This window comes from Marivivens sp. ABH4_498, from assembly GCF_056160585.1.
Genome location: NZ_JBSWXL010000002.1, coordinates 582,261 through 606,706 on the forward strand (window position 1 = coordinate 582,261; position 24,446 = coordinate 606,706).

A 24,446-nucleotide genomic window follows, 5' to 3' on the forward strand; every position below is an offset into this window, starting at 1 on the left:
CTGAGCCAAAGAGGAGCGTTTCTGGAAGGCTACCGAATGGCAGCCCTGGGGATTTTGCAGACCATCAGATTGAGCGTCCAAACGCGTGACAGCGATCAATCGAAGAAACGCTTGACCGAACACCGTTGTACGGTCATTGGTCTATTTTTATCTCTAAAGTTGTATCGTGAGGGAATACTTGTGCTGAAACGGTTTGTAGTTTGTGGTTTTGTAATTGTGGCAGGTAGTGCGCAAGCAGATGATTGGGATGCAGCTTCCGCTGAATACAATGAGTCTTATCTCCAAGTCGAAACTTGTTTTGGATCCGAGGCTACCGATCAGGAGGCTTGCGTCATAGCGGGTATTCAAGATTGCGAGGAAGGATTGGTAACAGTTCTTGAGAGCAAAGGGCTTCCTATCCCAGCAGGAGCCGGATTGTCACCTCGCGAGTATTGTAACTACATCGGCTTGGAGCGCGCGGACGAACATTTGAATGCAGTCTATCAACGCATACTGGAGCAGGGCCCGTTGTTACCTCACAACCAAGAGGAGATTTCTAAACTACGCGCTGCTCAGCGGCTCTGGCTTCAGTTCGCGAATGAAATGTGTTCGGTAGATAATATTGTTGGCTGGCACGCGGGCGGTTCGGGCTGGGGAGCTGTAACCGCTGAATGCACAACGCGACTTTCAATCCAGCAAGCCCAGAACTTGGAACGCTACTTTACCATCAGCGACTGAGGCTGCCGCCTTATAAACATTTTCGCACCATCGGCGGCAGGTCACTCGCCATTCAGCCCGTTCCATAAACGACCGTTTTTGGCCCAGGTGGATTTCTGGTAGCGGGCTTCGGCGCAGCGGCAGTGAACGGCAAGAAGGTCCCGCCCAGCCGACCTTCACCCACGAAAAATGCTGCGCGATGCACGAATAGCCGGTCTGGTGAAGCTGCGACGCAGCGCTTGACCATCAATCGAAGGTCCGGATTGGGCCGTCCAAATCGTCGGGATCTAGGCCTGCCAAGATGATGCTGCGGTTGCTCCGACGGCGGCAGTGTGCACCGATGCACCGATGCTGCGGGACGCACGAATGGCAGCTATCAAAGGGGAGTTAAAACCTTCAACTACTGATTTGGTTTTGTATGGGGTTCTTGGCACGACCCCAAGGGTCCAATGTTCTAATAGAACTCACCGTTCAAAACATCTGCTAACATCTCATCATGTCTCTCACCGCTCTCCAACGCTCAGTTGGTATCGAACATGCACCATAGCCCTAACTTCATTCCGCTGTGTGTCGTGATACTCAGCCTTAAGAACCAGTTCATGGTCACCCGCCGGAAGGGGATCGAGTAAGACCCAATACCCGTCTGTCGCGCTTGGGTAATATGAGGGTGGATTGCGAGATGCAGGTACTCTCGCAAGCAGGTCGAAACACGACGAAGAACGAATGATGCTACCTTCATCGAGTTGCACAGAAGTTCCATTCAGGGAGACCGTGACCACATAGTTAGGATTTCTTTCAAAAGCGACGCTTTCCAAGGCTTCCGCGCATGTGAAATCGACTGATGGTGGAGAAAAATGTAAGTTACTAATAATCGGAAAGAATAATTGAGAGCCGAGAGGAATTGCGCACGACCGATCAACGACTTCGGGGGTATCTGAGTTAGCAAGGAACCATATCCCCTCCGATTGAAGGAACGCACACATCGCCCCCGTGCTGTCTGATGTTGGCCTTATCAGCCTTGGAAAGGCTGAAGCCCACTGCCACCATTCATTGGCCAAGTTTGCGATCTGACCGTCATTATTTTCCGCGATATAGCGTTGGATTGACACGGGGCTTTCGGCTTTTCCAATCGAGCCGGAAGCTATGCAAACTGCTATCAAACAACAACTCAACCAATTTCGGAAAGTATAACTGCAGCGCATTGTCTTAATGTTCCATTGGTATGTTTTTGGATGGATATCCTTCCATCCGATTGAATACAATCTGCTCGAAGCAACCATTGGCGCAGCCGATATAGACCGTTCAAAACAAGACCGATTTTTGAACGGCTCGCTAAAGCCGACCTTGGCGCACTTTGAACCAAGGTCCGCATCGTCCCGCTCAGCAGACCTTAGGGCTATAGCTATTCTGGGCGGTGCCTTGGAGGTCCAGTTTGGGCTACGAGTACCGGAATTAATTCAGTTTGAATTTCCGGCGGCCTGCAGCGATTTTAATTTTTCTTGCGTCTAAGAGGTCGCCTTTCTGCATGCGGTATCGGGCTTTTAACTCTTCGAAGCGTTCACCGAACGGAAGCTTGCAGATCATATACGGCGTTAAGATCAAGATAATCGCGAGGCTTAGGGCAAAAGCGATATCCGTTGTTCCTTCGGGAGCGCCAAACGGGAGCCCTAAGTGTAAGCTGGCAAGCTTCATCGCGCCATATGCCGCGGCCAGATAATAGGCGTACTCGAGCCCCTCTTGAAGATAAAACCGGAAGTTCCGTTTGTATGTCTTTCGGCTGTACATGTTGATTTCGCGCCTATCGGCGAGCTGGTTCAATAATGAGGCCGTTGCGGGTTTGAAACGAGTGTCGACCCTGTGGCGAAACCTGAAGAGGCTCGGGTTATGGTTCGGGTCGACCGAAAATATCGTTTCTGCGAACCGAGAATTTATCTTCTTCATAAAGTGGCCGCTGGGTGACGCTTTGCCCGTCAGCATATTGTTGATGGTCGCAGTCGGCATGTTCAGGTCTTTTGCCAATGCTCGCTGCGAAATCCGTTTCTGTCTCAAAAGCCAACGCAAGTTTTTGAGCTGTGCTTCGAACGATTTTGATTCGTCTTGCTTTGCTTCGCCGTTTCCCACGTGCATCTCCCAATAACTATTAGGATTAATGAGAGGCGAAGTGCGGACTAATTTGCAAGTTTTTTTATGTGCTTGGAACCATTGTGTTATTCGCGATTTGTTCGGGATTTGGGACACGTTTTTCAGCTATTTCAATGGCTTGTTTGGTGTGTGTTCCGTGGTTTCTGTTGACGTTTTGCGGACCTGTTCCTAATCGATAGAGGTCCGAAAAGCGGCCAATTTGCCCCCATTGATAGGGGGCGTAATCGACTGATGTTTTCAGAGGTCAGGAGTGTGGGTCGGCGATGAACGTCACTTTTCGGTCAGCGAAAATGTTCGTCTTGTGACGAGCAAAAAGGCTGATGCGGCCCCATAGGAGCCGTGTTTGCAGCGACTGTCGTGGAAGGAGGTCCCTGGCGATTTGACCAGAAATTGAACCCGTAAAAATGAAGAGGGGTCCCGAATGCGTTGCACCGCATTCATGTGGGACCCTATGCGAATTGAAGTTTGTCACCTTAATTCGCGCTCTTCCTAACATGCCTTACAGGGCCAATCAAGCGCGCAGAGCAGTCTGCGCGGTGGCCCTGCGTTTGCTCAAATTATGGAGAGGATCAGGCGCCGCCAAATTTGGTGAGCGCTAGGCCAAAACTAATGAAATATTTCGATGATGAAGGGTATCGCCCTACACCGGAGAGCACAGCCAGCCTGCGTCCAGCTGCCCGTTCCCAAGCGAGTGTTCGTGGATTTTTGATCATTCGATGGCCAGGCCCCAAAAGGGTCCAGAAGGTCTATTACCACAGCTTGATGGAGAAAAAGGCTCTGCTGTTGATCCGGTCTAGGGCTGATGTCGTGAAGGTGGAAGACCAGCCCGAGCGCGTTTTGTACATAAATAGCGACGGACGCCAAGCCTACACCATTTTTGATTGGCGTTTCACCTTGCGCAACGGAGAGGTCATCGCTGTTGCCGTAAAGCCGGAACGTGAAGTTCAAAGGCAGCGTTTCCGCGAAACCTTGGCGCTGGTGGGACGGCAAATGTCAAACCGCTTCGCCGATCGGATCGAGCTTTTCACCGAGCAGCACATTCACCCCATTGAGTTGCATAATGCAGAGCTGCTGCATTTTTTTCGAAACCGTTTGGATGCTGCCGCAGATACCCAACTGGCGAAGAGCCTGACGGCGCTATCAGGACCGGTGCAGATACAATCTATTATTGATGCGAGCGGGCTGGGAAGTCGTGGGTTCGGTGCCTGCGTACGGGCCATCTATGCAGGTGGATTAGAGGCGGACCGTAATCAAAGGATCACACCACAAACGCTGGTGCGTGTTGTTGAGGGGGTGTGCTGATGCAGAAAAGCAATCGTCCGATTAAATTCAAGATCAGGTTGTCGACCTGTGATGCCGTGATTTTGTCCGGTCAAACCTTTGCAGTCTTGAGTGTGTCAGATGACATCATCGAGCTTCAGCCGCTTTACCGCGACGGAAATATCATATTCTTAAACCATGGAGAATTGGCTGATCTAATAGATCAACAGGCAGCAACCATTAACCATGGTTACTTTGGGGTCCGTGAAACCCGGCGCCGAGCACATGCAGGGCATTTGTTGTTGTCCAAATTGTCCAAGTCCCACCAAGAGGATGTGAATTGGAAGCGACTGTGGTGTGAGGTTTTTCTGGAGGCGGAGCAGAACAACGAAGTGTCTCGCTCAGATGCTTCATTCAACAGATTTAAAATGGTCCTTTTAAAACGCGTTCTTGAGCGTGCTTCGCCAGATGGACGATCTGCGAAAAGCTTGGTTGAAATCGCGAGTGAGAAGGTGGCGCGTATCCCTTGCCGTGGGTCGGTGATGCATTGGGTGCGGAAATGGGAAACCACCAAGGATCCCATGGTTCTTTTAAAACGGTCGATATTCAACAAACAAAATGGACGGTGTCTATGTGCCGTTCGGGAAAGCTTGGTCGCTGCAAATCTGCCAAAATATTTGTCGCTCAATAAGCATTCGATAAAAATGATCAGTGACGAAATCAATAGCAACATCGCAATGGTGAATGAGAAGCGCCAACTTGCGGGACAACCGCGCTTGCCAGACGTGTCCGAAAGCACGGTGCGGCGGCGCCTTTCCGAGTTTGAAGCTTTTGACGTTATCGCCTCTCGCGAAGGGGTTTCGACCGCCAAGAATAAACTCGGGCCGGTTGGTAAGGGTTTGAGTAATCTTATGCCGATGCAGCGCATTGAGATTGATGAATGGCAAATCGATTTGCTGGCCATCATGCATAAAAACAACGTTGATATCAGTGATCTTGGCCTGCGTGATTTGATGACCGGTCGCTATTACCTGTGTGTTGCGATTGATGTGGCAACGCGATGCATCGTTGGCATGAAACTTTCCCCAAACCAATCACCTGACACCGCGAAGGCTGTCGTTTGGATGGCGATGAAGAACAAAACACCGATGGCGCAGGCCCAAGGATGCGAAACGCCCTGGGAAGCGCATGGACACATTTCTGAGGTCTGGGTCGACAACGGGCCCGCATTTGTCGACAGCGGCTTCAAGGCGGCGCTTTCGGACCTTGGTATCGGATACAATGTGTTGCCCGCCGCTAGGCCGCAACTTCGGCCTGTAGTCGAGCGCATGTTTGGAACGTGCGTAAGGCAGCTGATGCCGAACCTTACAGGGAGAACCTTTTCAAACCCGAAAGAGCGGGGCGATTATCCCTCTGAAAAGTTAGCAGTGCATACGGCAGAGAGCCTTGTCGAGGTTTTTATGCGTTACATCGTGGATATCTATCATAATCAACCACACAGCGGTCTGAACGACGCATCGCCGAATGACAGGTGGGACAAACTCACAGAAGTTTATGGCAAAACCTATCCACGAGATGACGATGTTTTGCGGCATATCTTGGGTGTCCCACTGACCCGTAAATCAAGCCGTGAGGGGATCCTGTTTTGCGGGGTCTATTATCATTCCGAACGCTTGGCTGACCATTTTATGAAACACAACAGTCAGGAACTGGAGATCCGCACCGATCCTGAAAACATGGGGAAGATATCAGTCTGGATCGAGGATGCCTGGTATTCGTTGAGGGCTAAAATCGACGGGCTGAGTGGGGTTTCTTTCGATGCGTGGAAGCGTTTGGTCCGGAAATTACGGCAAGGCAATCGGAACGCAGCCGCACTCAAATTGGGGGTGATTGATCGTGCTCTAACCAGCATTCGTGAAAAGGATGCGGAACAGCGCGGATGGCGCATGGTGGGGCCTGCGTTGGTGACGCCAAACGACCTTAAGAGAGCCGAGGCAGAAGTTTTCTATGGTCTGAATATCACTGACACGCCTGATATGCGGGCGGGACGAGACGTTGGGGATGGCAGTCCGCCTGAACAAGGTCTGATAGGCGAGGTCGTGCGCTACAGCACCGAACCTGAACCACCGGCGCTTAAGGTTCCCAAAACACCTTCGAAAAGGAAGTCGATTATCGAACTGCGGAGGCCTCTAAAAGATGACTGATCAAGAAAACTTAAAGACCGTCATCCAAAATGTGAGGTCAGAGTACGTGCCATGCCAAGCCTATCGAGAAGTGATGACCCTTATCAAGGAACAGCTGGAACAGCGACGAGATGACATTGAATTTGGGGACATCTCGGAACCCGAGGGGATAGCGATCATCGGGGAATCCCGAAGTGGCAAAACGAGGTTAATGCGGCAAGTCATGGAAGATTTGTCAGATGAGATGGCTGTCGATCGAGACAAAGAAGTATGCGAGTTAATTTCGCTTAAATTGGCGTCCCCAGCGACATTGAAATCGGTCGGCAATACGACGCTTCGCGCCCTTGGGTATCCATTGATATCGGACAATTCAGCGGCTCAGGCGTGGGATTTGGTTCGCAAGCATCTAATGCAGCGCCAGACTCTGTTCTTGCACTATGACGAAGCGCAGGATTTTGGAGGTAAAAACGCCAAAAACGAACTGGAGGATGTCACGAATACGTTCAAATCTTTGATGGAAAACGATCAATGGCAAGTGAACCTGATCCTAAGTGGAACGCCTGCCTTGGGGCCAATCCTCAATTCTGACGTTCAACTGTCGAGTCGGTTTAGCCCCGTGACCTTTGGAGCGCTTGTCCCCGAGGCAGAGGAGGGGGAGGTTCTGTTTGTTTTGGAGCACTACGCCAATATCGCGCGATTGCCATTGGCTGATGATGTCAAAACAGAGGATTTTGCGCGCCGATTAATGCATTCATCGGCCTATGCGTTCGGAAGATTGGCACAGACAGTTGTGCGAACCACGGTGGGTCTTTTGCGCCGAAAAGGCTTTGATGGTGTAATTACCCGTGCCGATTTTGCCGATTATTTTCGCAAAAAGTGGGGGGCGATCGACGGCCTAAACCCATTCATCACGGAAGATTTTCACCGGATCAATGTTAACGAATTAAATTTCGGGGACGATGACTGATGGGCGTGTCTCTTGTGCTAGCGCTTCCCTTGATCGAAGGAGAGACCGCCTCTGGATTTGCAGCGCGAAATGCCTATCGGTGTGGTGTGCCAGTTCGCGATTTTTGCTCTGATATGGGCATGAGGTGGCCGATGCTGTGTGCGGGGCACCTGGAGCATCTTCATCGGCTCAGCACGCTGACCAAAGCTGATGAAGGGGCATTGCGGTTTTGGTCGCCCCAAAAGATGAGCCGTAACCGCTATCGGGTGGGGCATGCTGTGGCAACTACGGGGGTCATGCGGCGAACGCGGCTTCGCTTGTGTCCTGTTTGTGCGATCGAAGCTTTTGAGGCGACCGGCCCGTCTGGCGTATATCAGCTGTTAGAATGGTCGATCAGTTGCTTGTATAGTTGTGCCAAACACGCGGCTCCGTTGATCGAACTTCCGCGGGCGCGATATGCGACACAGATTTACGATGTCGTGACCGTTGCGCGCGGAAACCTGGATCGCCTAAGGGCCGCAGCGGATCATGCGCGGGAATACAGGCCGACTGGTTTCGAAACTTACGTTAGGCACCGGATCCGTTCTGATCGTCATACAGGCTGGTTGGCCCCCTTGGACTTGCAGCAATTGCACCGTGCCTGCCTGACGTTAGGCGGCACTCTGAGGGGTGAGAACGCGTATGGCCTATCCGGCCTTGCCGCGCGTGATGCTTGTGAACATGGCTATCACGTTCTGTCTGGTGGCAAATCCACGCTGACCGAGGCCCTAGAAGCAATGCATCACCGCCAGCCCAGCAACCGGCCCTACAGGTCTAGCGACCTTGGTGATTTCTACACATGGATCCGTAGCGTCGAAAATGTCGAAAGCCCGGCGCCTATTGTCGATCATGTTCACCAGTTTGTAGCGCGCAAATATCCCTTGAAAACAGGGCATGTCGTCTTTGGCAGAAAGGTAGCTGAACAGCGCCTGAAAACCTTGGACGATGCACGCGGAGACCTGGGGCGTGGCGTGGTGTTTCTCAAACGCGTTCTGGGCTTTCTCAATGGAGAGGATGAGGCCGGCGCGCTGGCGCGAACCGATATCTCGATAGAGGATGTAGAGCGGCTCGAGCAGTTCTTTGATAGCGTCTGCACCTACAAAGAAGCCGAACGCCTATTGGGTCTGCGGGCGTCCCAGCTCAAGGCGCTCGTAGCTTGCGGCGGCGTGCTGTCTGATATCCAAATCAAATCCGCGAAAACCTACCTCAAGCGGGCGGAGGTGATGGCTTTGCACGCGGCCATTCAATCGCTGCCTAAAGTCCCGAACGGTCACGAGGCGAAACAGATTGTTGACTATTGCCGAGATGCCAAACAAACGATCGTCGGGTTGGTCGCCCAATGGCACAAAGGTGATTTTGAAGGCGCGGTGTATCGAAGCGAAAAGGGTGGCATCAAAGGTCTGTACATTGAGGCGAGCCATCAACCCGAGCGACAGGCAATGCCCTTAATGGGGGATCTGACGCTTCTCGAGGCTGCCCGATATCTTCAAATCAATATCCGCGGCGTTCGGGCGCTTCGGGATGCCAAGCTGGTTGCGGTGGAGCAGCGCGTAAATCCGAAAACAAATCAGAAATGTAGCTATGTGACCGAACCGTCGATCAGGATGCTAGAACAGAAATACGTCACCTTGGGCAAGCTGTCATCACGCTTGCTAACCGCGCCGATCCACCTTGCGCGACGACTCGATCGCGAAGGTGTTTCGCCGGTGTCCATAAAGGGTGCGCAAATTCGGCTGTATGAGATTGGGCAGCTTGAGCGGTCCGGGATTGTCTGACCAAAGGGGCGGCTGTGCGGGAAAAACCCGTCTAGGGGAGGGGGAGACGTTTTCACGTTATTGGTGTTTACATAACACCCATTAGTGGGCGGCGCTCCAAAAATACCAACCAAGGCGTCTACAAATCTAGGGGCACCTCAGGTTTTCCATTCCAGAAAAGAGAGCCAGGCCGATGGCCGGGCTCTCCGTGAGTGCGAAAGTTCAAGCGGGCTATGTATTGGTCGTATTGCGCTTGTATGGCGACCTATAATACTCAAACAAGGCTTGGGTTCCAAACTCAGCAAATTGGCTGCTTTCTTCGACAAGGACGGAGAGGCGCTTGGCTACCTCGGAAGCAAACTCTGGCTGTTCTTCATTCGGAAGATTTTCTCCCAAGAGCCTTAGATCTTTGATCAAATGGGAGATTTTGAAGCCAGGATCGTAATCACCATCTGCAGCCCGCAGAAACAGATTTGCCAGCTGCCAACTACCAGCTGCGCCGCCGGCGCACGCTTCAACTACAGTAGTTGGCGCTATGCCGAAGTTCTTGGCAGCAGACAAAGCTTCACAAACACTAGCGAGATTTACTGCAACCATGAGTTGATTTACGAGCTTGGTTGCTTGGCCAGCCCCCGCACGACCGCAGGCGACTACCCTTGTTGATACGGCCTCTAAGACATCCATAACCTCTTCTAATTCAGCCTCAGATGCTCCCGCCATGATAGTGAGCGCCGCGTTCCTAGCAGCTATATCACCCCCGGTCATGGGGGCATCTATGAACTTTCTGCCTGTAGCGGCCACTCTCTCAGCAATATCAATCGCTGCTACCTCCCCGATAGTTGTAAAGTCGATCAGGGTACTTTCGGCGCTCATGTTCGCGATCGCTCCATTTGGGCCGAACAACAGCGCTCTGACAGAGTTTTCGTCGCCTAAGCAACAACAAACAACGTCGGCGCCGTTTACTGCCTCTTTAACCGTTGACGCCTTTGCGCATCCTGCTTCCAATGCGAGAAGTTCGCCGGGCTTGCCTGGTGATCTATTAAACACAGTTACATGGTGACCAGCTCTTTGGATGTGGGCGGCCATTGGGCCGCCCATAATTCCAAGACCGAGAAATGCTACGCTTTTCATCTTGGTATCCTCTACTCAATAGATCCACGTGCGCAAGGCCAAGCGCGGTGAGTTCTCTGAGGACAGCGAGCTCCGACCATGCAAATAGTGACGTTGGCGGATAAGAATGGTATCCCCGCTCTTGGCTTGGTACGAGATCGGTTCGACTTCATCCAAGTATTTGCGTACCCATTCGATGAACTCAAAGATCGGTTTCCCTTTGGCATCGACTACTTCAGGCTGGACTTGCTCGTCAAAGCGCCAACGGAAGATGATGCGTCCGCTTGAATCTTTTTCGATCATTTGTCCGATGACTTCGTCGATTACACTGGCATCGTGACGTTTGCGCGCGTAGCGGACGTCCGCGTTGAACCCGGCATCAAGCAGCGGCCAAGGGCATGCTGCAAACATGTCGGGAAGGGACCAAAAAAGAGACTTGCCGCCCCCCTCAGGGTCCGAAATAGCGAAATGCAGGACGAAAGACGTCGGGGGACATTTCGTAAAAGTTCCGTCCAGATGCGGGGGGTGAGCATCCTTCGAAAGGGCGATCGATCCCGAGTTAGATGGGTCGAAACGAATTTCGCGGACATCCGGAAAGGCGCCGTGCAGGAACGGATCACCAAGCATAGCGGCGACTTTCATCACGTCATCCTTTTCCATCTGGGTGTGGCGCATGAGGATGTTTTTCTCGGGTTGGGCCTCATATGCGCGGATCAAATCCGGCAAATTGTCGACAAACTCGAAGTGTTTCGACAAATCCTCATCTGATTGGGCCTTCGTCTGGCAGCTCATGCCACATTTAAACGGGCGTGCGGAGTCTACCATCGGCGCTCCGTGGAGACTACCGTTGGAGCAGTGTTCAGTCATTGCATTGTCTTCAACGACGGGTTTTTGGGTTTGACGGGTCATGATGTTTCCTTTTTGGAAGCAGTCATCGAGGGCACTCTTGAGGTCATCTCAAAGAGCTGTTACGACGGTCAAGCTGGACCGCAATTGATGACTGGATTTGCAGTGTCATTGGTTCGTTCTCAGAGAGGCCACCTTTTGCTTAGCTGGCAGGGTGGCCTTGCTGGTTCAGATCATTTAGCGCTCCTTTCTCGGCTTATTATCTGCCGATGAGGTCACCCTTACAAATTGGTAAACTTCTGCAAGAAGTCTTTGCTGAAGAGTTTCGGCCGCTATCCGAAGCGAAACTAGGGGTTTACCGAAGTATTTCACGATGTCTAAATGCGGTTTGAGCGTCGACAAAACGAGTTTTCGAAACGTGACGCTGTTATTTGTTCCCTTTTTCGGGAGGCGGAAACTGTAGAGGCAACAAAGTTAAGAATGCTACCTGTAGAAATTTTAGCGTATATATTTTCGCTCCATAAAGCGCTGTGGAAGAGTGGTGGGCTGACTCATAATAGGCTCATTGAAATTTTAGGACTCAAGTGCAGCCCTGCGCGTATCTCAGAGGCATTGAAAAATCCCGCCCGCGCATCAATTGAGATCTGCGTAGCTTTGGGTGAGCCAGATGTTCAGCGTGAAATCTCTGAACTTCTCCGCGCACCTGGTTTGTTCTGCGTTGCGAACGTGAACGAATTGGACGCTCTTCTCGCGAAGCATTGTGCGGTCTCTGAAGAAAAAGAAACTCCTCAGATCCAAATTTTTCATTCTGATCAGTTATTTGAAGGCTGGGACGAGTTGGCTTTGTCTCAATCGGAGACCAATGTTCTGAATGCCTTAAGAGATGCGATCAACACTGCAGATGAGAGGCTTATTGAGTGGGGGTCAAACCGATTTACCGGCGCAAATTTCATTTCTTCTTTGATCAGGCCTCAAGAACTCCAGCGCGGGTACGATGCGGTTGCGTTTCTCAGCCCTTCGTCTACTGGATCGGACGCGTTCAAACCGGAAATAAAAGCTTTGGGAAAAGTCCTTGGGCTTAGCTTTCATCAAATCATTGATGGAAGAAGCCTCTCACTGCACTTGAGGAAAAAAAACATCTTGCTCGTCGTGAAGCATGCCGAATATTTGCCTCCAGTGCATTACAAGCAAGGCGAACATCCACTGGTCAATCTGGTTCGCGAGTGCGGAACGCGGTCTGAGCAGTCTCCTGTTCCTCAGGTTCTGCTCGTCGGAAAACTCAAGCAAACTGGAACTCAGCTAAACGCCGATCAGTTTGCAGAAAACTGCCCGAATGTCGCATTGTCTCGCGCGGCTGCCTACAAGCTCTTTAAGAGTCAACTTCAACGGTTCTACCAAATGCGAGGTTATCCAAGGACTTATGACGAAGGCGGTTTTCGGCCTAAGAGAGCAAGATGGCTCTTTGAAGGGGAAAAGCCAAGATCCGGCGCATTTAACCCAATGGATATTAGGGTACGTGCGTTTTTTGCTTCTGACCCTCAAAACTACGGCTACTATGATTGCACACAGGGCTTTAAACGCCTGGCAGGAGAGTTTTATGACAAACTTCCAGTAGACGTCGCCGAATACTTGCATGCTGGCCAATTGTATATCGACTCAATCTCAGGAAGAAAAAGACGGTCCCCATTGCAAGTTCTAAGGTGGGTGAGCACGGGCATTTATTGGGTTTCTGATCCTGCTATGAACTTGCTTCGCAAAAATTCTTTGGGCATCAAGCGTACGACGACTGTCACAGACGAGGGGTTTTGGTCGGCAGTATCAACCCTTTCAGATGTTGTCCGGAAAGTCAGATTGGTCGCAGACATTGACGGCGAACAGTTTACTGCGCCGAATTCAGATGAGGGTGGTGACCCAAACCTATTGTTTGTGTCCCCATTTGCCCTAAAGGCCATTGTGCAAGACCATTGGAAGGAAAACGACAGCTACGAACGATCTGCCGCACACTTTAAAGTAGCTGAACGTCTTCATGCCAATCAGCACAACAAAAGTGCATTGCACTATGAGCTGCCGTACGAGCCCCATTGGGGAAGGACCAGACATTATTTTTTGGCGGAAACAATACGGCATTTGGTAAGAGCATCGGAAGGGGTTAGAGCTTCCAAGCCGTCTGTCGACTATGACCCAAAGGAGTTTCCTGCGCGGCCAGTACAAGAAGGGAGAAACGGGACTACAAATCCAATACACACCTTACACTATTGCTACTCAGTATTATACAGTGCGCAGCTCAATAGCAATTCTGGGGCTCATCGTGCGCGAAAGCTGTCCACGCGTCATGGTGCGTACCACATGACAGCAGAGATTTTGCAACACTTCTCCCAATCCAACAGCTTAGATCAACCGAATGAATTCCTGCCGGAAAAGTTCAGGAGATCTTTCTACGACGACGTAGGCTTTGCTCAACTTGATTTAGGAGAAATTGCAGAAGCGAAAACTTCTTTCGAAAAATCACTCAACTGCGCGGTTCAAGAAATTGATCGGGCCGGACAGTTTAAGGCTCTCATGGATCTCGCCCTTGCTTGTACGATCATGGGGAGAGAGCAAGACTTGCAGGACGCGATGTCCTACATTGATCGAGCTCGAATGCACCCAGAAACTCAGCTCAAACCGCTGGGTGAAGCAGAGGCGAATATTCGTAAAAACCAGGATCGGGTTTCAGCACGTGAGGCGCACGTGAATTACCTGCAGGGGAACATCCATCTTGCAAAACAGTTGTACATGAAACTGGAAGCAGGTTCTTTGAAGAAGGACACTGCACATGCATTCATTGCCGTTTTAATGCGCGAAGCCGATCACTTACAGAAAAAACTAGAAAGCGATAACGATCTGCTCGAGATGGACAAGAAGAAGATTGAGCAAGAAATTGCTAGAAATCACGAGCAGTCGATGAAGATTTGCACGCAAAACATTTTCACAAATACTTCAAGCGCACGTCACCATGAAGCGCTTGGCTTTCGTGTCGCACTCAGCCACATTTTGAGAAAGCTGGGGATGATAGATGCATCACAGGCGTCGCTAGAATTGATAAGAACCGATATCCTCAATTTTGGTTGTTCCGAGCGAGTCTATCAGTCTTTTTTACTTGAATCCGGTCGTAATCTGCTTGAACAGAATTTGCGTGAAGTGCGAGCTTATGCTGTTTACCTCCGCCCGTGCTTCCAACGGGCCATTGAGAAGCGATCTTATCGAGTTGCCAAGCAAAGCAAAAAATTCTGTATTGATGCCTTGGACCGTATTGAAACTGCGCTGCGTGCCGAGAAAACGATTAAACTAGAGACTCACGTAGATGGGTCATCCAAAACTAGCGGAAAGTTCAATAACCCCTCGGTTCCTCAGCGGGGACAATACTTCCTTGATCCGCTGGCGTCCTATCAAGATACGGAGGTATCCGAAGAACTGTCAACACGGCTAAGTTCATTGGTCGGTGTTCGGGAAGAACGCGAGTGGTTGAATGGCTTTGAACTAGGCTAACTTAAGTGAGAGGTATTCGCTTTCCCACGGTAGAAGTCTTAGTTATTCTTTAACTTAGAGGCGTTACAGGTATACGTGTCATGGTCCTCGCTTAAGCCACTATATGAGATCCACGTTAGCATTTCCATAATGCGCACCATACATGGCACCGTAAACTTGATGCACTTTCTTCAGCAATCTGCAATCAAGCGGCATGACAAAATCCAACCTGTATCGCCGCCACCGTTTCCCGCCCGATGTTATCGCCCACGCCGTTTGGCTGTATTTCCGCTTTCTCCTCAGTCTGCGCATGGTTGAAGATCTTCTGGCTGAGCGCGGGATCGTTGTGAGCCATCAAACCGTACGCGCCTGGACCGAAAAGTTCGGGCGTCAGTTTGCAGGCAAGATTCGCCGACACTCGGCTGGTCAATTTGATGGAAAGTGGCACCTCGATGAAGTCGTTATCACGATTGTCCGACGTCAGCGCTTATGGGACCAAGTAGGGTCAGTTGCTAAGAGAGTGTTTGTTGCTCATCGTAGCCTCCAACAAGTTGAAGATGAGAAATTCGACTTTGCTATCATGGGTCAGAAATGCCTGACGTTTGGGTCAGAATTGCATGACGGTGCTAACTGAAATGACTCACTTTTCTGGCCCGATTGGGCCAACTCCATGTGACCTTCCACACTCCCTGTAAAATTCAATCAAAGTTGACTTTTCCGTCAGTTATTGACCCAAGTGATTTGGTCGGAATTGAAAACCTCTTCCTAAATATAAAATTCGCAATCTCTTCATTGGACACAGGTTTAATTGAAATCGTGTGTGAATCGCGGTCATTTCGATCCGGCGATTTGTTGCGAGTGGGAGGTCTCTGCCATTCTCGGTCGCCCGGTGCGGCAGGTGCGTAGGTGCAATCATGCGATTGATCGATGATCGCTCAGCGAAGGGTGTAGGAGATTGGGCGGATTCCGGTCATTCGCCGCGGGTGCAAACGCCCCCTTGCCTCGACGTGAAAGCGGACATTCTGCCACCTCCCCGGCCAATGCGCCGCCTCGGCCCGCGTCGACAAACTCTCAGGCAAGTGGAAGTTAGCTGTTGTGGCATATTTTCGTTGTCTCGGGTGCGGAAGAGGAGATAGGAGCAGACAGTTAGAGAGCTGTGTTTTCTCGCAGGTATGTGCCTAAAGCAACAATTCTTAAAAACTGGATCGATGGCGTCACGTCGCATTCGCAATTTTTGAAGGCCTGGCTAAGATGGTAGGCAACAGGGAGATGAAATCGGTGGCCAACGCGAAGCAACTCATTGGGCTCTTGAAGAGTCACGTTGAGGGGAACGAAGAACGCTTCTTCGATCTCGCGCTTCAGCTTGCGTCCGCAGAGGAACAGAAGGGCCATACTCGTCTGGCCGAGCAGCTTCGTCAATGGGTTGAAGCGGGGCAGACGCCAAAGTCGCAGACGCCAACCCCAACATTGATCGCCAAGCCACGGGGCGAGTTAGCATCGATCATTGGGACTGCGTATCCAGAGACTAGGCTGAATGATCTCATCCTTCCAGAAACTGTGTCGTCGGAGCTTGAGCAACTCGTTGTCGAGTTCCGCAAACGCGACATCCTGGAGAAACATGGGCTGACACCCAGGCAACGTGTCCTTCTGGCAGGTCCCCCAGGTACCGGAAAGACGATGAGCGCATCGGCATTGGCTGGTGAGCTAAAGCTTCCCCTTTATTCTGTACTGTTGCACGGCTTGATATCGAAGTTCATGGGGGAGACGGCCTCCAAACTGAACATGATATTCGAGGCAGTAAGGAATCAACGAGGGGTCTATCTGTTCGATGAGATCGATGCACTTGCCGCCTCCAGAGAAGGTGACAATGACGTTGGCGAAGCTCGGCGAACCCTGAATTCGTTTCTCCAATTCATGGAGGAGGATACGGGGCCTTCGTTGATCATCGCAACAACCAACCTGCCACGGATTTTGGATAAGGCGATCCTTCGCCGCTTCGATCTTGTATTGATGTATGATCTACCCACCGCCGAGGCCATGCAAAGAGCAATGTCGCGCCGCTTGACTGGATTTGATTTATCTGAGGTTATCTGGGACGATGTGGTTGAGCAGGCCCGCGGCCTTTCTTCTTCTGATGTAGTGCAGGCCGCAATGGACTCCGCACGTCGGGCAGTGTTGAATTCGAAAAATATGATAACGTCGGCTGATTTATTGCATTCGATTGGGCGCCGACGAGACTTGCAGGCATTAGGTATAAACAGTGGCAGAACGGAATCTTCCTCACATAGTTCTTAACGGGTTTTCGAAGTCTGAAGATTTCAAGGGAAGGCGGGCCGTTAACGATAGGCCGACAGACGTACCAAATAGGCAAGCACATGCCGCCCGACTGATCGCAGCATTGGACACCATAGAGACACTACCCGAAGCAAACGCCACTTATATCGAAGTCGTAGGCCGCCCGGGTGAAGCGTTTCTTCCAGGCAAATTTGATGTAAGCGGCTTAGCACTTCTCAATGTGCGGGATGCGGAGCCAGATAGTCAGGTTCCAGGTCGCGCTATTGTAAAAGCGAGTAAGTCGGCTGGTGGGTTGACCAAGCTACGCGAGAAACTTGATCAATTCGCAACAGAAGACGGCAGACCGAACAATCAAGGGCAAACACGCCCAAGGAATGCTGATCTTGCGAACAGTATCGACACGATAGCCCAAGCAGGGCTTCGGGACCTATGGCGGCATCCAAACAAACCTTTCCCGCATGCGGCCGGCCCGATCCCTTGGGAGGTCTGGTTGGAACCAGCAGAAGTGGACCAATTCGTTGCCAAGGCAGTGCGGGAAGGGCTAACGGTCTACCCTGATCGCTTGGAGTTCCCAGAGGATACCGTCGTTCTCGTTGAAGGTGACATTGATCAGATGGCGAGGACGGCCATTGGCACAGGTTCGGTCCGCTCGGTTTCTCCGCCGGGTGTACCGATCGACTTCGTGGATGCGCTCGAAGCAGAGGAGCAGGTCGATTGGTTGCAAGATGTGGTTGGCCGAACACAGTATGGCCCTCAAGCTCAGCAGGTGGCGTCCTATGTCACACTTTTGGATACGGGCATTACTTTGGCGCACCCGCTAATCCAGCCCGCTTTTGATGCAGCAGATCGCCATTCGGCTGTGCCAGGATGGGATCTCGCAGACCTCCATGGGCATGGATCGAGGATGGCAGGGGCGGCACTCTTTGGCGATCTGCGAGCGCACTTGAGCAGCACCGCGGCAATCTACGTCCCTCATAGACTGGAATCTGCAAAAGTGATCCCAGATGCTGGCCATAACCCCTATCATCTGTTAGGGGACAGGACGCAGAAAGCCATCAACGAGGTAGAAGTGGAGCCTGATAGGTTGCGGACCTTCGCTTTGGCCACGACCACAGACCTCGACACCCCTCACAGCGGCGCACCTACGTCCTGGTCCACTGAACTCGACCAGCTTGCCGCTGGTCGTTCCGGCAAAGTGAAGCAACGGCGACTGATCGTGACTTCGATTGGTAATATTGATGCCCAACATGATGGAAATACAGACTACCTAAGCAAATGCGATGATCTTGATGAGGCGGAGGTTCAGTCTCCGTCTCAAGCATGGAATTCAATCGCGGTGGGTGCGATGACCAAAATGAACGGTGTTGGCGGGCCAACACATGGTGCAACGTTGGCTGAAGTTGGGGACCTCGCTCCGATGTCCCGTACGGCGAGTTGGACCAAGACCTGGCCAATCAAACCTGATGTCGTACTCGAAGGCGGCAACTGGTACGATGACGGGTTTTCAACGACACCAAACCAGCATTCTGATTTGATGCTGATTACGACCAGTCGAAATTACCCTGCACGGTCCTTCACACACATTTCTGACACCAGTGCCGCGACGGCTCTGGCCGCTCGTGAAATCGCAATCCTTCGCGCCTCATACCCCGACCTTTGGCCAGAGACCATCCGCGCTCTCTACGTGGGCTCGGCAAGATGGACTGACCAGATGTGGTCTCATGTTGCGCCAGCGGATCGAAAGAAGAAGGGTGCATACGATGTCATGTTTACCCGATACGGATACGGTCAGCCGAATTTGGAACGTGCAATGAGCAGCGCCAGTAGCGCGATTACACTGATCGTTGAGGACTCGATCAGACCCTATGAGAATAAAGGATCGGGACGGAAGTTGAACGAGATGCGGTTGTTTGAACTACCATGGCCAACGAACGTTCTCCGTAGCCTTGTCGGACAGAACGTGTCCTTGCGCGTCGCCCTCAGCACCTTCATCGAACCTAACCCATCGGAGGTCGCACGTGGCCGAAAGAACAGATATGCATCTCATGGTCTTCGCTTTGCCCTGAAGGGTGCGGATGAAAAGGTCGATGCCTTCACGCAACGTGTCGGCCGCACGGCGGTTGAAGACCAACCAGACGATAACGGCCCCGACAGTGGCGAATGGGATTTCGGCTACAATCGCCGGAGTGTCGGCTCCCTGCACATCGATACACTCACTGTCGCAGCCAGCGATCTTGCCCGTCGCGGTGTACTTGCGGTCTATCCGGTGGGTGGGTGGTGGAAAGAAAATCGCGATGTGGATCCTGAGCGATGCGAGGCGCGTTTCTCATTGGTCGTCGAAATTGATGCTACCGAGGCAGAAGTGGATCTTTATGCGGAAGTCCAACAGAAAGTAGCACCTCAAGCGGAAATTCAGGTCTGAACAAATCTCTAGGTCTTTACCGCTCCGTCTACCATCGCGGCTGTCGTCTGGCCTTCCGGTTTGACGCACAGCGCAGCGTATGACTGCAAAGCGGACTGCTACCGCAGCATCTTGTGGACAGGTCGAAGGTCCGGATTGGGCCGGAAGCGAAAACGCGCCAGCGTTGGCGAAGGGCTTGTCCATGCCACGCTGCCATATGTAGGCTCGGAGCCCACTCTGACCCCAGCACTGCAATTGGGATGAACGGCCACTTCCCGGATCGTCCGGCCACGGCTGCCGGGCCTTATATTTCGGTTCAGGAGACGCCTGCTTTGATAAGAGCGCCCCGGTGTTCCGACACGACCTCGCGCAGGAAGGTCGCGACGGCCTGCACTCGGCGGGAGGACGCCAGATCGGTTTGCGTCACGAGCCAGATTGGCTGGTCGATGCCCAGATCGCAGTCGAGACAAACCAGGTCCCGCGGCCGCGCCAGCAAATGCGGTAACACGGCGAGGCCCAAGCCCGAGGCACAGCCCGCCACTTGGGTTGCAAGTGATGTGGTCACGACCGCAGGCGCCCGACCGCGAAGGGCACGCTCGATCCATTGGGCGGCGGGAAGGTGGCCATATCCCTCGGCCCAAGCGATGAATTCGTCACGCTCGAGGTCGACTTTAGGACCTCCGGCGCGGCCTTCCAAGTACGACTGCGCGACATAGAGGCCGTATCCAAGCGTTCCGATACGCTGCACCGAGACATGCCCGCGGTCGGGCTTGGTCATGCGCAGCGCGATGTCCGCGTCACGGCGGTGCAGGTTCACGGTGGCGATGTCGGTCGCGATTTCCAGCGTCAGCCGTGGATGGGCGCGGCGCAGGCGCGGCAGCGCAGGCAATATCAGCGCGGTCGCGAGGTTCTCGGCCGTGGCAAGGCGAACGGTTCCCGATACTTCTGGTTCTTCCGGCAGGCCTGAGCTGAAGGCCCGTGCTGCGGCTTCCATCTCCTCGGCGCGTTCGACCAAAGCCGCGCCTTCTTCGGTCAGCCGGTACCCCGTATGGTGCCGCAGAAAAAGCGGGCGCCCAAGACAGGCTTCCAGGCGCTCGATCCGCCGTGAAACAGTCGCCAGCCCGATGCAAATTGCCGAGGCCGCGCCGCTGAGCGAGCCCGACCGGGCGACGGCGAGGAACACGGGCACGTCGTCCCAAACGATGTCTTGCCGTTCAGTGTTTTGTCTTTCCATTATCGGAATTCCGCTTCCCATTTCCGGCTATTCACCAACACATTCGGAAATGCCACCTTCTTGTCAATCATACAAGACAGGAGAAAGACATGAAACATCGGACACTCGGCACAGACCTCACGGTTTCGCCGCTCGGCCTTGGCTGCATGGGGATGAGCGAGTTCTACGGACCGCGCGACGACGACAGATCCATGCGCGTCCTTCACGCGGCGGCCGAGCTCGGGGTCGATTTTCTCGACACCGCGGACATGTACGGCCCGCATCACAACGAGGAGCTAATCGGCCGTTTCCTGACCGAGACATCGGCATCCATGAAGGTCGCAACAAAGTTCGGAATCGTCCGCGCGCCGGGCGAATATCGGCGCAGTCTGGACAACGGGCCGGACTATGCCCGGCAGGCGTGCGAGGGCTCGCTACGACGCCTCGGCGTCGAGCGGATCGACCTCTACTACGTTCACCGGGTCGAACAGGATCGACCAATCGAAGAGACCATGGAGGGGCTCGCGCGCTTGGTCGACGAGGGCAAGATCGCGCGGATTGGTCTGTGCGAGGTCAGCGCCGAGACGCTCCGACGCGCGCATGCCGTGCATCCGGTGACAGCGGTTCAGACGGAATACTCCCTTTGGTCCCGCGGACCGGAAACCGAGGTCTTGCCCACGTGCCGCGAACTGGGCATCGGGTTCGTGCCCTATTCTCCGCTCGGTCGTGGCTTCCTGACAGGGCGTTTTCAGGACGGACAATTTGAGGAGGGGGACTTCCGTGCCTCGCTGCCTCGGTTCCAGGACGACGCGGCGCAGGCAAACCGCCGGATCGCCGATCTGGTCGCAGGGATGGCGGAGCGGAAGGGCTGCACACCTGCGCAATTGGCGCTCGCCTGGCTTCTTGCGCAGGGCAAGGACATTGTCCCGATCCCCGGTACGAAGCAGTCGAAATACCTGCGCGATAACGTCGGAGCCGCGGAGATTGCGCTCTCGGAAGCCGATCTGGCAGAAATCAATGCTGGCCTCGCAGAGCGGCCGGTCTCGGGTTCGCGCTACACCGCGGAAGGCATGAAAGGGGTGGACGCATGAGACGCACAACCGATCGTCTGACCCGCGCGCTTTCCCTTCTCGACACTCTTGAGCCTGGAGCGCCGGAAAAGGTGCAAGGCAATCTCGACGCGTTCCACCCAGACACGGCAGAACTCGTCCTTGGATACGCCTTCGCGGACATCGTCGGCCGTGACGGGCTCGACCTCAAGACGCGCGAGATGCTGACGGTCGCGATGCTCGCAGCCATGGGCACCGCGCAGGGGCAGCTCGAGTTCCACATGCGCGCGGCAATGAATGCCGGTGTAAGCCGGGAGGAAATCGCCGAGGTCGTCCTGCAGGTCTCCGTCTATGCCGGCGTACCTGCTTGCATGAACGCAATCACGGCTGCCAAGAAGGCGTTTGAAGACGCTGGGACAGGCTGACCGGAAATCCGCATCGCGGTCATTAGTGGATCATGTAGCGAACGGCAGCTTCGCCGCAGACTATTCTTGAAAAAACTGAGCGCAAAGGCGTTCCAGACTGGCGTGCAGGTCCTCTTAGGCATCGCCGCTATCGCGCTATTGGTCTAGGGACTGCTTAAAGAGGCTGTTCGTGCATACTGCAGCATTGTGTACTGTGGGCTCTCTCCTGCCGTTAGCCGCTTCGCAACATCGTTGGGGTTTGGGCCTGGTCCCACTGACAAGAATGGCTCAGAGCCGCCGTTTGAAGCGTACTTCAATGCTGCAACGCACCGTCGTCGAAGCCGCCATTCGTGCATCGCGCGGCATTTTCGCGGGCGAAGGTCGGCTGGGCGGGACAAACCTGCCAACCGTAGTTTTGGACCCAATGGCTGCTGTACGCGCTATGCTTGTACGGCGTCGAATAGCATGGTTGGGATTACAGGCATTCGCTACGAAGGCGAAATGTCCAAGTCTTTTCGCGGAAGCGGCCATTGAATTTGGGCCGTTGACCTATGGACTGCCCGATTGGTCTTTTATCAATCAGCTCCGCAGTAGCTGCACGAGCTTGGGTGCACATCTGCGATCGTGGTCTCGGCTAGCCGTGCCACGAGACTGGTTTCGATTTCATCTAATACTTCACTCACACGGGCTTGCAGGCCCGTTTCGACAATGCAGTGTGACGGTTCGGCGTCTTTGCTGCCTCCTGAGACGAGGCGCTCGTCGAGCGCCAGATAAATGTCTGCTAGTGTTATGCTGCTTGCGGGTTTCGCCAGTTGCCAGCCCCCTGCGTGGCCCTTTTCTGATGTCAGCAAACCTGCTTCTCGCAACTTGCCAAGCACGCGGCGCACCACGACGGGGTTTGTGCCCGCATGTTCAGCAATGTCTGATGACGTGCGCATGCGGCCCGGTTCACCGGCCATATGGCTGAGGGTGTGGAGCGCTAGGGACAACCGGCTGTTTCGCTTCATTTGCTCGTTCTTTCTTGGGCTGGACCATACGTAACAATTGCTGTTGCATATTTCCAGTAACTTCGTAAGTTGCGTGACTATTCACCCCTATTTTGGAGAATCCCTATGTCAGACAATCGCTTGCCCGTCACGGTTCTTTCCGGCTTTTTGGGCGCGGGCAAAACGACGCTCCTTAACCGTGTGCTGAACAATCGCGAGGGGCGGCGGGTCGCTGTCATCGTCAATGATATGTCAGAGGTGAACATCGACGCAGACCTTGTGCGTGCGGATACCGAGTTGAGCCGGACGGATGAGACCCTTGTTGAAATGTCCAATGGCTGCATCTGCTGCACCTTGCGTGATGACCTTCTGGACGAAGTCCGCCGCCTCGCTGCTGAGGGGCGTTTTGATTATCTGCTGATTGAGAGCACCGGGATTTCTGAACCTCTTCCAGTTGCCGCTACGTTCGATTTCCGTGACGAATTTGGCAACAGCCTGTCTGACGTGTCCCGCTTGGATACAATGGTGACAGTTGTTGATGCGGTGAACCTGCTAAAGGACTTCTCCAGCCATGACTTCCTTGCGGACCGGGGTGAGTCGCTCGGTGAAGAAGATGAACGCACGCTGGTTCATTTGTTGACGGATCAGATGGAATTTGCCGATGTTGTCATCCTGAACAAGGTCGATGATGCAACCCCGGGTCAAGTTGATGCGGCCCGCAAGATCATTCGCAGCTTGAACGCAGATGCTGAGATCATCGAAACGAACCATTCCGAGGTCGCCGCCGAAAAGATCCTCGACACAGGGCTTTTTGATTTCGACAAAGCGCATGAGCATCCGATGTGGGCCAAGGAGCTGTATGGCTTCGCCGATCATGTGCCCGAGACCGAAGAATACGGCGTGACCTCGCATGTGTACCGCGCACGTCAGCCCTTTATCCCCGAGAAAATCCTCGCCGTTCTGAACGGTGACATGCCCGGTGTGATCCGTTCCAAGGGTCACTTCTGGATCGCCACGCGGCCTGAGTGGGTCGCCGAGTTTTCGCTGGCAGGGTCGTTGTCCAGTGTGAAACCGATCGGCACGTGGTGGGCCTCCGTCCCGAAGGAGCGCTGGCCGGATCACGCATCTGCGCAAGCGTACATGCAACAGCATTGGGTGGAACCTTGGGGCGATCGGCGGCAAGAACTGGTGTTCATCGGCGCTGGTATCGACTGGCCTGCGTTGAAAGCAAAGCTGGATGCCTGCCTTGTTCCTGCGGTTTTGGCCGCTGGCCCAGACGCCCTGCCGCTGGATATGCCGGACCCATTCCCCGGCTGGCGCCGCGCACCGGACGCAGCATGAGCGGAAACCTTGGCCAGACAAGCCTGCGCAGCAAACGCCGCAGCGGTGATCCTATGGAGGCATTCGACGGTCTGCCCGCGCCGGCTCGCCAATGGGTGGCTCAGGCTGCGCTGCCGTGGTCACCCGCCTCCGTCCGCAAGATATGGTCCAAATCTCGGGCCAAGGGCCTGTCAGAAGACGAAACGCTTTTGGCGCTCAACCAAGCCGAGATGCGCACCCTTGCGCGGGATCGGAAATCTATTGCTTTCAAACTCAGTTCACTCTCTTGAAGGAT

Annotated in this window: 17 protein-coding genes and 1 pseudogene; 13 read left to right on the forward strand and 5 right to left on the reverse strand. The window is 53.5% G+C overall.

What is annotated here, in order from left to right; translation table 11 throughout:
• Positions 1-36: 36 nt before the first annotated feature.
• The gene (locus tag ACXAGA_RS07035) at positions 37-717 is read left to right on the forward strand and encodes a lysozyme inhibitor LprI family protein (protein ID WP_475116763.1); all 681 of its coding nucleotides are present in this window, start codon (positions 37-39) and stop codon (positions 715-717) included.
• Positions 718-2,148: 1,431 nt separating this feature from the next.
• On the opposite strand, the gene ACXAGA_RS07040 is transcribed toward ACXAGA_RS07035, so the two are convergent.
• Positions 2,149-2,817 carry a helix-turn-helix domain-containing protein gene (locus tag ACXAGA_RS07040; RefSeq protein WP_475116764.1) on the reverse strand — a complete coding sequence of 223 codons (669 nt, stop codon included), beginning with the start codon at positions 2,815-2,817 and terminating at the stop codon, positions 2,149-2,151.
• A gap of 630 nt (positions 2,818-3,447) precedes the next feature.
• Here ACXAGA_RS07040 and ACXAGA_RS07045 point away from each other — a divergent pair.
• From ACXAGA_RS07045 to ACXAGA_RS07060, 4 genes are read left to right on the forward strand one after another with little or no spacing between them, the layout of a single operon-like run.
• Positions 3,448-4,140: a PDDEXK family nuclease gene (locus ACXAGA_RS07045; RefSeq protein ID WP_475116765.1), complete on the forward strand. Its 693-nt coding sequence runs from the start codon at positions 3,448-3,450 to the stop codon at positions 4,138-4,140.
• Positions 4,140-6,302, forward strand: coding sequence for a Mu transposase C-terminal domain-containing protein (locus ACXAGA_RS07050; protein ID WP_475116766.1), 2,163 nt, complete (start codon positions 4,140-4,142; stop codon positions 6,300-6,302). Before ACXAGA_RS07045 ends, ACXAGA_RS07050 begins: the two co-directional genes overlap by 1 nt.
• Complete coding sequence (locus tag ACXAGA_RS07055; RefSeq protein WP_475116767.1) at positions 6,295-7,248, forward strand: ATP-binding protein; 954 nt, start codon at positions 6,295-6,297, stop codon at positions 7,246-7,248. The genes ACXAGA_RS07050 and ACXAGA_RS07055 overlap by 8 nt, the downstream gene beginning before the upstream one ends.
• A complete protein-coding gene (locus ACXAGA_RS07060) occupies positions 7,248-9,041 on the forward strand; it encodes a TniQ family protein (protein ID WP_475116768.1) in 1,794 nt (597 codons plus the stop codon). Before ACXAGA_RS07055 ends, ACXAGA_RS07060 begins: the two co-directional genes overlap by 1 nt.
• Positions 9,042-9,251: 210 nt before the next feature.
• Here the strand turns inward: ACXAGA_RS07060 and ACXAGA_RS07065 are convergent, their stop codons facing one another.
• Positions 9,252-10,151, reverse strand: a complete 900-nt coding sequence (locus ACXAGA_RS07065) for an NAD(P)-dependent oxidoreductase (RefSeq protein WP_475116769.1) — start codon at positions 10,149-10,151, stop codon at positions 9,252-9,254.
• Positions 10,152-10,166: 15 nt separating this feature from the next.
• Positions 10,167-11,039, reverse strand: coding sequence for a Fe(II)-2OG oxygenase family protein (locus ACXAGA_RS07070; protein WP_475116770.1), 873 nt, complete (start codon positions 11,037-11,039; stop codon positions 10,167-10,169).
• A 318-nt stretch (positions 11,040-11,357) separates the two neighbouring features.
• Between ACXAGA_RS07070 and ACXAGA_RS07075 the strand changes: the two genes are divergently transcribed.
• The 4 genes and pseudogenes from ACXAGA_RS07075 (at position 11,358) to ACXAGA_RS07090 (ending at position 19,200) form a co-directional block, all read left to right on the forward strand.
• On the forward strand, positions 11,358-14,504 hold the full coding sequence (locus ACXAGA_RS07075) for a hypothetical protein (protein WP_475116771.1): 3,147 nt from the start codon (positions 11,358-11,360) through the stop codon (positions 14,502-14,504).
• Positions 14,505-14,697: 193 nt separating this feature from the next.
• Positions 14,698-14,985: pseudogene (locus tag ACXAGA_RS07080) on the forward strand (IS6 family transposase); the annotation flags it as partial.
• A gap of 767 nt (positions 14,986-15,752) precedes the next feature.
• Positions 15,753-16,778 (forward strand): AAA family ATPase, encoded by a 1,026-nt coding sequence (locus ACXAGA_RS07085; RefSeq protein ID WP_475116772.1) that lies wholly within the window; start codon positions 15,753-15,755, stop codon positions 16,776-16,778.
• A 103-nt stretch (positions 16,779-16,881) separates the two neighbouring features.
• Positions 16,882-19,200 carry a S8 family peptidase gene (locus tag ACXAGA_RS07090; protein WP_475116773.1) on the forward strand — a complete coding sequence of 773 codons (2,319 nt, stop codon included), beginning with the start codon at positions 16,882-16,884 and terminating at the stop codon, positions 19,198-19,200.
• A gap of 295 nt (positions 19,201-19,495) precedes the next feature.
• On the opposite strand, the gene ACXAGA_RS07095 is transcribed toward ACXAGA_RS07090, so the two are convergent.
• Complete coding sequence (locus ACXAGA_RS07095; protein WP_475116774.1) at positions 19,496-20,413, reverse strand: LysR family transcriptional regulator; 918 nt, start codon at positions 20,411-20,413, stop codon at positions 19,496-19,498.
• Between the two features lie 89 nt (positions 20,414-20,502).
• Between ACXAGA_RS07095 and ACXAGA_RS07100 the strand changes: the two genes are divergently transcribed.
• Both ACXAGA_RS07100 and ACXAGA_RS07105 read left to right on the forward strand, forming a co-directional pair.
• Positions 20,503-21,483: an aldo/keto reductase gene (locus tag ACXAGA_RS07100; protein WP_475116776.1), complete on the forward strand. Its 981-nt coding sequence runs from the start codon at positions 20,503-20,505 to the stop codon at positions 21,481-21,483.
• Positions 21,480-21,866 carry a carboxymuconolactone decarboxylase family protein gene (locus ACXAGA_RS07105; protein ID WP_475116777.1) on the forward strand — a complete coding sequence of 129 codons (387 nt, stop codon included), beginning with the start codon at positions 21,480-21,482 and terminating at the stop codon, positions 21,864-21,866. The genes ACXAGA_RS07100 and ACXAGA_RS07105 overlap by 4 nt, the downstream gene beginning before the upstream one ends.
• Before the next feature lie 554 nt (positions 21,867-22,420).
• Here ACXAGA_RS07105 and ACXAGA_RS07110 read toward each other — a convergent pair.
• Entirely contained in the window at positions 22,421-22,852 is a 432-nt protein-coding gene (locus tag ACXAGA_RS07110; RefSeq protein ID WP_475116778.1) for an Rrf2 family transcriptional regulator, read from the reverse strand.
• A gap of 105 nt (positions 22,853-22,957) precedes the next feature.
• On the opposite strand from ACXAGA_RS07110, the gene ACXAGA_RS07115 reads away from it, so the two are divergent.
• Together ACXAGA_RS07115 and ACXAGA_RS07120 are read left to right on the forward strand one after the other, a co-directional pair.
• Complete coding sequence (locus tag ACXAGA_RS07115) at positions 22,958-24,172, forward strand: GTP-binding protein (RefSeq protein ID WP_475116780.1); 1,215 nt, start codon at positions 22,958-22,960, stop codon at positions 24,170-24,172.
• Complete coding sequence (locus ACXAGA_RS07120; protein WP_475116781.1) at positions 24,169-24,441, forward strand: DUF6525 family protein; 273 nt, start codon at positions 24,169-24,171, stop codon at positions 24,439-24,441. Before ACXAGA_RS07115 ends, ACXAGA_RS07120 begins: the two co-directional genes overlap by 4 nt.
• Positions 24,442-24,446: the final 5 nt, after the last annotated feature.